Raw genomic sequence first — 7,111 nt, 5'->3', positions numbered from 1 at the left:
CAGCAGCGCCGCCCGCAGCTCGGCCGGGCGCAGCGCCGCGAGGTCGGCGGACATCGCCGCGACACCGGCGTCGGGCCAGCGCCGCGCGGCCTCGGCCGCACCGTGTGTCAACGCCGCGTTGAGGCCGGTGCCCGGCAGATCGGGGATGACTACCACCCGAGCGTCGGTGGAGCGCTGGCTCGCGGCGTTCCTCGCCGCGCCCCGGGCCGTATCCGACGTGTCCGCCATACCCACCATGCCCGCCCGCGCCGTGCGGTCGTTGGTCACGACGACGACGGCCACCACCACATCGGCATCGATGTCCCTGGCCGCGGCCACGGTGTCCTGGGCCATCGCGAGTGCGAGGGCCGCGCGTTCGGGATGGGCGAGCCGGCTCTTGGCCGCGGCCAAGAGCTTGACTGGCACAACCATCACCCAGGCCGGCCCAACCATCATGTCCTGAGTGGCGCGGGTGTCACGTCCTGACCTTATGGCATTCGCCGCGGCCGGGCCGTGGGCGCGGGCGTCCCTTGCTGGCTGTCGCGATTGTCATCGCATAGTAATATTCTGGTTGCCATCTGTTCATTATCCGGTCAACGCCGAGACAGGACCGGACACGATCCGACACGATCAGCAGCCTTCTCGACAGGCTTCAGGTAGCTGAGCGAGACTCCTGCGACGTGAGGCCAGCTGAACATCCCGGTGCCCGGATCACCTTGGCGACGGTCGTCGCCATCCGGCGCCCGGTTCAGCCGCGCCGCGGCGGACTCGGGGGCGGACGTCCGGCTGGCAGGCGATCCGGGTGACGAGAGCAGCTGTTCTGAGCGCCGGATCCTGGGGGACGGTCTTCGCCAAGGTACTCGCGGACGCCGGCGCCGGGGTTACCCTGCTGGCGCGTGAGCCTGACATCGTGCGCGCGGTGAACCACTCGCACGTCAACCCTCGCTATCTGCCCGGACTCACGTTGCCTGACCAGGTCAGCGCCACGGGTGAGGCCGCGGAGGCGCTCCGCGAGGTCGATCTGGTCGTGCTGGCGGTGCCGTCCCAGGCCCTGCGCGGATGCCTGACGCGCTGGGCACCGCTTGTCCCGCCGGCCGCGGTCTACGTGAGTCTGATCAAAGGTATCGAAATCGCGTCCTGCCGTCGGATGAGCGAGGTCGTCAGGGAGGTCACCGGCGCGGGCCCGGAGCGGATCGCGGTGGTCAGCGGTCCGAACCTGGCGGGCGAAATCGCTGCCGAGCAGCCAGCGGCCACCGTCGTGGCGAGCGCCTGTGAACAGACGGCCACCGACCTGCAGGCAGTGTGCTGGACGTCCTATCTTCGTCCGTACACCAACTCCGACCTGGTCGGCTGTGAGCTCGCCGGCACTGTCAAGAACGTGATCGCGCTGGCCGCCGGCATGCTCGAGGGTATGGGGTTCGGTACCAACACGGTCGCCTCCCTGATCACCCGAGGGCTTGCCGAGACAACCCGGCTCGGCGCGGCCATGGGCGCCGACCCGCTGACGTTTGCCGGCCTCGCCGGCCTGGGGGATCTTGTCGCTACCTGCTCGTCGCCGCTGTCGCGCAACCGCACCTTCGGTGAGAAGCTCGGCCGGGGCATGACGTTGGCCACGGCCAACGCCCAACAGGTCCAGGTCGCCGAGGGCGTCCGCTCCTGCCGTCCCGTCCTGGCGCTGGCCCGGTCGCTGGGTGTGGCGATGCCGATCACCGAGCAGGTGGAGCGGGTCATCTACGAAGGTCTCGCTCCGATAGACGCGGTCAAGGAGCTGATGACCCGCGAGCCAGGCCATGAGCATCGCGAGCATCGTGGACCCATCGCCTGAACCACCGTTGCCGGCGGCCGTCGCCGCGGTATGGGCTTCTCCGTGACGTCGACCGCACGGTGGTGTGACCGACGATCGGTTAGGGTCCGGTCATGCCCGGTACCCCGCGCAGGATCCGGATCGCCGTCATCTACGGCGGGCGCAGCACCGAACACGCGATCTCGTGCGTGTCCGCCGGAAGCGTGCTTAGCGCCCTGGACCAACGACGTTACGAGGTCGTGGCCATCGGTATCACCCCGGATGGCCGGTGGGTGCTCGGCTCGGGCGATCCGGCGCCACTCGAGATCCGTGCCGGTGCGCTGCCCAGCGTCGACCACACGGGGACGCCGGTGGCACTGCCGGGCGATCCGACCGCTGGTGGCCTGCGGGCTCTCGGCCCGGTGCGGACCGGGCCCGGATCCGGGGATGTCGGCCCTGACGGATCCGGGGATGTCGGCCCTGACGGGGCCGGGCTTGACGAGGCCGGCTTTGACGAGATCGGGCTCGGTGAGGTCGACGTGGTGTTCCCGCTGTTGCACGGGCCTTTCGGCGAGGACGGCACCGTGCAGGGGCTGCTGGAGATGGCTGGTGTGCCCTACGTCGGTTCTGGAGTGTTCGCCAGCGCCGCGGCCATGGACAAACAGCACATGAAGACCCTGCTCGCGGCCGCGCAGCTGCCGGTGGCCCCCTTCGTGGTGTTGCGCGGGGGGCAGGCCCTCACCGCGTCCGACCGGCAACGGCTGGGGCTGCCCGTGTTCGTCAAACCGGCCCGAGGCGGTTCCAGCATCGGCATCAGCCGGGTGGATGCGTGGGATGAGCTTGAGACCGCGTTGAAGGCCGCCCGCGCGGTCGACCCGAAAGTGCTTGTCGAAGCTGCCGTCGCCGGCCGTGAGATCGAGTGCGGGGTGCTGGAGAGCCTGTCCGGTCGCGAGCCGGAGGCGAGCGTCCCGGCTGAGGTGACGGTGACCTCCTCGGCCGGGTTCTACGACTTCGAGGCCAAGTACCTGTCGGACGCGGTCCGGCTCGACGTCCCGGCGAACATTCCCGGCGAGGCCGCGGCCAGAATCCGTGATCTTTCCGTGCGGGCGTTCAACGCGCTGGACTGCGCGTGCCTCGCGCGGGTGGATATGTTCTGGTGCCCGGACGGCTCCATTGTCGTCAACGAGGTCAACACCATGCCCGGGTTCACCCCGACCTCGATGTTCCCCCGGATGTGGGGGGCGACCGGCCTGGACTACCCGGCGCTGGTGGACCGGCTGATCGCACTCGCGGTGCGCCGCGGCACCGGGCTGCGCTGAGACCGCGGTGGGCGGGGGTCAGGCGACTGTCGGTCTGGTGGCGTCGCGGACAGGACCGGCAAGCGTGACCAGAACGTCGAACGCCTGCACCGACGCGGGCAGGATGACCACCACCTGGGGACGTCTGGTCGGTGTGGAGTAGCGGACGCTGGCACCGCGCTCCTCGGCGAACCAGCCGACGTCGTCGACAACCGAGAGGGTCACGTCCGGGCGGTAGGCCGCGGCGACCCCGGGGACCCCACACGACAGCACCGTGGGGGGGGAACCCCAGGCGGCGACGAACGGTGACGCCGGTCTGACCTCGCGGCGGCCGAAGCCCGTCCCCAGGGAGGAGGGCAGCGCCGCGATGAGTTTCAGACAGGCCGACCGTTCGTCGCCGGCTGGGCTGGGCGCCAGGCTGACCGTGACCGGACCTGGAGATCCCGCGCAGGATGTGATGAGAATCATGGTGGCAAGGACGATGGCCCGCGCGATGGCCGGGATCGAGATCCTGGCCATCATGCGAGCGGTGCGTGTTCGTCGAACAGGGGTGCCCGAGCCTGTCGGCCATGCCACCCCGGGTTACCGGTTCGGGCCTCCGGCAGTGCGAAGGGCCATGATCGCACCACCGTCGGCCGGGTCAGAAGTGAACCACCGGACACGTCAGGGTCCGGGTGATGCCATCGACTGCCTGCACCCGTGACATGACCAGTTTTCCCAGCTCATCGACGCTGGCCGCCGCAGCGCGCACGATCACGTCGTAAGGGCCGGTGACGTCTTCTGCCTGGGTGACTCCGGGGATCTGTTCGATCTCCTTGGCCACCGAGGAGGACTTGCCAACCTCAGTTTGGATGAGGATGTACGCGTGGACCACAGACGCTCCCTCGTCGCATGCCGACAACCCGTCTCGCAGAACAACGGGCCGACAGAAGGTAACAGGCAATCGGCTCCGGTGAGTGTGTCCGACGCCGGGGAATTTGCTCTGATCGCCCGGGTGGTGACCCGGTTGCGGTCACCTGGGCCACCCGCGGGTCCCGGTGACGACGCTGCCGTGGTCCCCGCGCCTTCTGGTTATGTGATTGCTACCACAGACCTTTTGGTCGAGGGGCGCCACTTCCGTTTCGACTGGTCCTCTCCGTACGACGTGGGGCGCAAGGCTGCCGCGCAGAGTCTTGCGGATGTGGCGGCCATGGGAGCCACGCCCACCGCTTTGCTGATCGGCCTGGCCTGCCCGCCGGCCACGCCCATAGAGATCGTCGATGGCGTGGCCGACGGTCTGCGCGACGAGTGTGCGCTGGTCGGCGCGACCGTCGTCGGTGGTGACATGGTCAGCGCGAGCGAGATCTGCCTGGCGGTGACCGCGCTGGGCGATCTGGCGGGGCGTGCCCCGCTGACACGGGCCGGAGCGCGGCCGGGGGAATCAGTCGTGCTCGCCGGCACGGTGGGCCGCTCCGCGGCCGGCCTCGACCTGCTGCTCGCCGGTGTGCGGGACGGGCCGCTGGTGGCCGCCCACCGCCGTCCGTCGCCGCCGTATGCGGCCGGGCCAGCCTTGGCACGGGCGGGCGCGAGTTCGTTGGTGGATGTCAGCGACGGGCTGCTCGCCGATCTCGGGCATGTGGCCACCGCGTCCGGGGTCGTGTTCGAGGTGGACGTGGCCGCTCTGAGCGCACTCGTTCCCGGTGTCGGCGTGCGGCACCTGCTTACCGGCGGTGAGGATCATGGCCTGGTCGGGACGCTGCCGGCGGGCGTGGCCGTGCCGGCCGGCGTGGCGGTGATCGGCCGGGTGCTCCCGGCCGGTTCGTCCCGGCCCGGTGAACCGGCCGGGAGCACCCGGGCCGGGGTGCGGCTTGTCGGTGACGACATCCCGCCGGACCTGCGCGACCCGCAGCTGGACGGCTTGGCTGCCAGCGACGCCAGGGGCACACCACGTGGCTGGGATCACTTCCGCCGCTGAACCGGCCGAGTCCAGCCGTAGCGTGGCGTTTGTGGCCCCGCCTCGAGCGCTGACGATCGCCGGATCCGACTCCGGCGGCGGTGCCGGCGTCCAAGCCGACCTGAAGACCATGTTGGCCCTCGGCGTCCACGGGATGACCGCTCTGGCCGCGGTGACGGCGCAGAACTCCCTGGGGGTACGTGGGGTGTGGGAGCTGCCCGCTGAGGCCGTCGCCGCGCAGATCCGGGCCGTTGTGGACGACATCGGTGTCGACGCGGTCAAGACCGGGATGCTGCCGTCGCCGTGGATCGTGGCGGCGGTGGCGGCCGAGCTGACCGATCTGGCTGATGCGGGCGTCCCGGTCGTGGTCGATCCGGTCGGGGTGTCCAAACACGGCGATCCGCTGCTCGCCCCTGAGGCCGTCGAGACCGTCCGGACACGGCTGCTGCCACTGGCGACCGTGGTGACCCCGAATCTGGACGAGGTGAGGCTGCTCACCGGCGTCGCTGTGCGCGACGAGGAAGACATGCCGGATGCGGCTCGGGCGATGCTCGCCCTCGGATCCCGCTGGGTGCTGGTGAAAGGCGGTCATCTGCGCGGCGACGCGGTGGACCTGCTCACCGACGGCAGGCGGACGGTCCTGCTCCGGGCGCCGCGGCACGACAACCGACACACGCACGGCACCGGCTGCACCCTCGCGTCCGCGGTCACGGCGTTTCTGGCTCGTGGGATGGAGGTGCCCGACGCGGTGCGGGCGGCCAAGGAGTACGTCACCGGTGCGCTGGCAGCCGGCTTCGCGCTCGGTGCCGGCATCGGCCCGGTCGACCACGCCTGGCGGTGGCGGAACGCTGCCGCCCGTGACTGATGTGGGGTTGTGTGGCGGGATGCGGGTGGTGGGCTGGCAAGGCCGCAGGAGGCGCGGCGTGGCCGGAGGTCACGCAAGCCGACGAGAACGAAGCCAGCGTGCCGCCCGCGCCCGACACTAAGCGCGGGTGACCTTGCCGGCCTTAATGCAGGAAGTGCACACATTGAGACGCTTGGGCGTTTTGCCGATGAGCGCATGCACGGTCTGGATGTTGGGGTTCCAGCGCCGCCGCGTGCGCCGGTGGGAGTGGGAGACCGACATGCCGAAGCCCGGCCCCTTGCCGCAGACGTCACACACCGAAGACACGAGAACACTCCGCCGGAAGATAGTAATGATCATACCGCGTGCGCGGTAGTCAACCGAGGGTACCCCACCGATGTCCGGCTAACGCGGTGGGACCGTCTGCCGCGGGGTGACTCCTTCGGTGAACCGTGTGCACTACCGGATCATAGAAGATCGCTGAGAGATTCACGTTCTCGACATCGATCACCGCCGTGACGTCTACCGCTACCGCCCTTGACCGCATGGTCCGAAGCTCGTGCTCAGGGACTGGCCTCCCCGCGGCAGCGGTAGTACTTCGGTGCGGCCCTCGTCCAGGTCGACGCCGTAGGCGTCGAGCAAAGCGCTCTCCCGCCCAGTCCGCGGTTCCACACCGTGCTCCATCTGGCGACCGCGAGGTCCGCCCATCGTCGCGTGGTCACACCGCGTGGCGCCACCATTTCGCGGTGACTTTCATGGGCGCGTGAGTGGCCTCGATGGCCGACTCGTGACGTGCGGCAGATCAAGGAACAGGCTTTGTGGTGTGTCTGTTGGTCAGTCGAGGAGCTGGTGGAGGCTGTTGGTGGTCAGGACGCGGGCGGTCCAGGCCTGGAGCTGGTCGGTGGAGGCGTCTCGGATGGCGGTGAGTACCGGTTCGGGAAGTGGACCGAACTTGAGGGTCAGCAGCTGGAGCAGCGTCTCGACGCGGCCCTCCACGCGGCCCTCAGCCCTGAGTGTCTCCGCGATGGTCATGTAGGCCTCCGCCGCATCAGGACCGACAGCGGCCATCAGATCATGTAGCTGGTCGCAGGTGTCTGTTTCAGCCGAGGAGCTGGTCGAGGCTGTTGGCGGTCAGGACGCGGGCGGTCCAGGCCTGGAGCTGATCGGTGGAGGCGTCGCGCACAGCGGCGAGTACCGGTTCGGGAAGCGGACCGAACTTGAGGGTCAGCAGCTGGAGCAGCGTCTCGACGCGGCCTTCGGCTTTGAGTGTCTCT

The 7,111-nt window shown here is 69.6% G+C and carries 9 protein-coding genes and 1 pseudogene; 4 read left to right on the top strand and 6 right to left on the bottom strand.

Translation table 11 applies throughout. The features are described 5' to 3' along the window. A pseudogene (locus MJ797_RS25130) lies at positions 1-411 on the bottom strand (2-phospho-L-lactate guanylyltransferase); the annotation flags it as partial. A 370-nt stretch (positions 412-781) separates the two neighbouring features. On the opposite strand from MJ797_RS25130, the gene MJ797_RS25125 reads away from it, so the two are divergent. Together MJ797_RS25125 and MJ797_RS25120 are read left to right on the top strand one after the other, a co-directional pair. After that, a complete protein-coding gene (locus MJ797_RS25125; protein ID WP_239341965.1) occupies positions 782-1,804 on the top strand; it encodes an NAD(P)H-dependent glycerol-3-phosphate dehydrogenase in 1,023 nt (340 codons plus the stop codon). A gap of 92 nt (positions 1,805-1,896) precedes the next feature. After that, positions 1,897-3,081, top strand: coding sequence for a D-alanine--D-alanine ligase family protein (locus MJ797_RS25120; RefSeq protein WP_239341963.1), 1,185 nt, complete (start codon positions 1,897-1,899; stop codon positions 3,079-3,081). 18 nt (positions 3,082-3,099) lie between these two features. Here MJ797_RS25120 and MJ797_RS25115 read toward each other — a convergent pair whose 3' ends face one another. Together MJ797_RS25115 and MJ797_RS25110 are read right to left on the bottom strand one after the other, a co-directional pair. Further along, on the bottom strand, positions 3,100-3,582 hold the full coding sequence (locus tag MJ797_RS25115) for a DUF3515 family protein (protein ID WP_239341961.1): 483 nt from the start codon (positions 3,580-3,582) through the stop codon (positions 3,100-3,102). A 118-nt stretch (positions 3,583-3,700) separates the two neighbouring features. Next, positions 3,701-3,934 (bottom strand): Lrp/AsnC family transcriptional regulator, encoded by a 234-nt coding sequence (locus tag MJ797_RS25110; protein WP_239310346.1) that lies wholly within the window; start codon positions 3,932-3,934, stop codon positions 3,701-3,703. Positions 3,935-4,012: 78 nt separating this feature from the next. On the opposite strand from MJ797_RS25110, the gene MJ797_RS25105 reads away from it, so the two are divergent. Together MJ797_RS25105 and thiD are read left to right on the top strand one after the other, a co-directional pair. Further along, positions 4,013-5,014 carry a thiamine-phosphate kinase gene (locus tag MJ797_RS25105; RefSeq protein WP_239341959.1) on the top strand — a complete coding sequence of 334 codons (1,002 nt, stop codon included), beginning with the start codon at positions 4,013-4,015 and terminating at the stop codon, positions 5,012-5,014. Between the two features lie 31 nt (positions 5,015-5,045). Further along, positions 5,046-5,858, top strand: a complete 813-nt coding sequence (gene thiD, locus MJ797_RS25100; RefSeq protein ID WP_239341957.1) for a bifunctional hydroxymethylpyrimidine kinase/phosphomethylpyrimidine kinase — start codon at positions 5,046-5,048, stop codon at positions 5,856-5,858. Between the two features lie 117 nt (positions 5,859-5,975). Here the strand turns inward: thiD and rpmB are convergent, their stop codons facing one another. The 3 genes from rpmB to MJ797_RS25085 form a co-directional block, all read right to left on the bottom strand. After that, the gene (rpmB, locus tag MJ797_RS25095) at positions 5,976-6,164 is read right to left on the bottom strand and encodes a 50S ribosomal protein L28 (RefSeq protein ID WP_239310361.1); all 189 of its coding nucleotides are present in this window, start codon (positions 6,162-6,164) and stop codon (positions 5,976-5,978) included. 201 nt (positions 6,165-6,365) lie between these two features. Next, the gene (locus MJ797_RS25090; protein WP_239341955.1) at positions 6,366-6,509 is read right to left on the bottom strand and encodes a hypothetical protein; all 144 of its coding nucleotides are present in this window, start codon (positions 6,507-6,509) and stop codon (positions 6,366-6,368) included. A 162-nt stretch (positions 6,510-6,671) separates the two neighbouring features. Continuing rightward, positions 6,672-6,869 carry a DUF4351 domain-containing protein gene (locus tag MJ797_RS25085; RefSeq protein ID WP_239341953.1) on the bottom strand — a complete coding sequence of 66 codons (198 nt, stop codon included), beginning with the start codon at positions 6,867-6,869 and terminating at the stop codon, positions 6,672-6,674. Between the last annotated feature and the right edge of the window lie 242 nt (positions 6,870-7,111).

Source organism: Protofrankia sp. CiP3, from assembly GCF_917627345.1.
Taxonomy (GTDB): Bacteria; Actinomycetota; Actinomycetes; order Frankiales; family Frankiaceae; genus Protofrankia.
The sequence above is the reverse complement of the archived record's forward strand: the minus strand, read 5'-3'. Positions and strand labels throughout refer to the sequence as shown.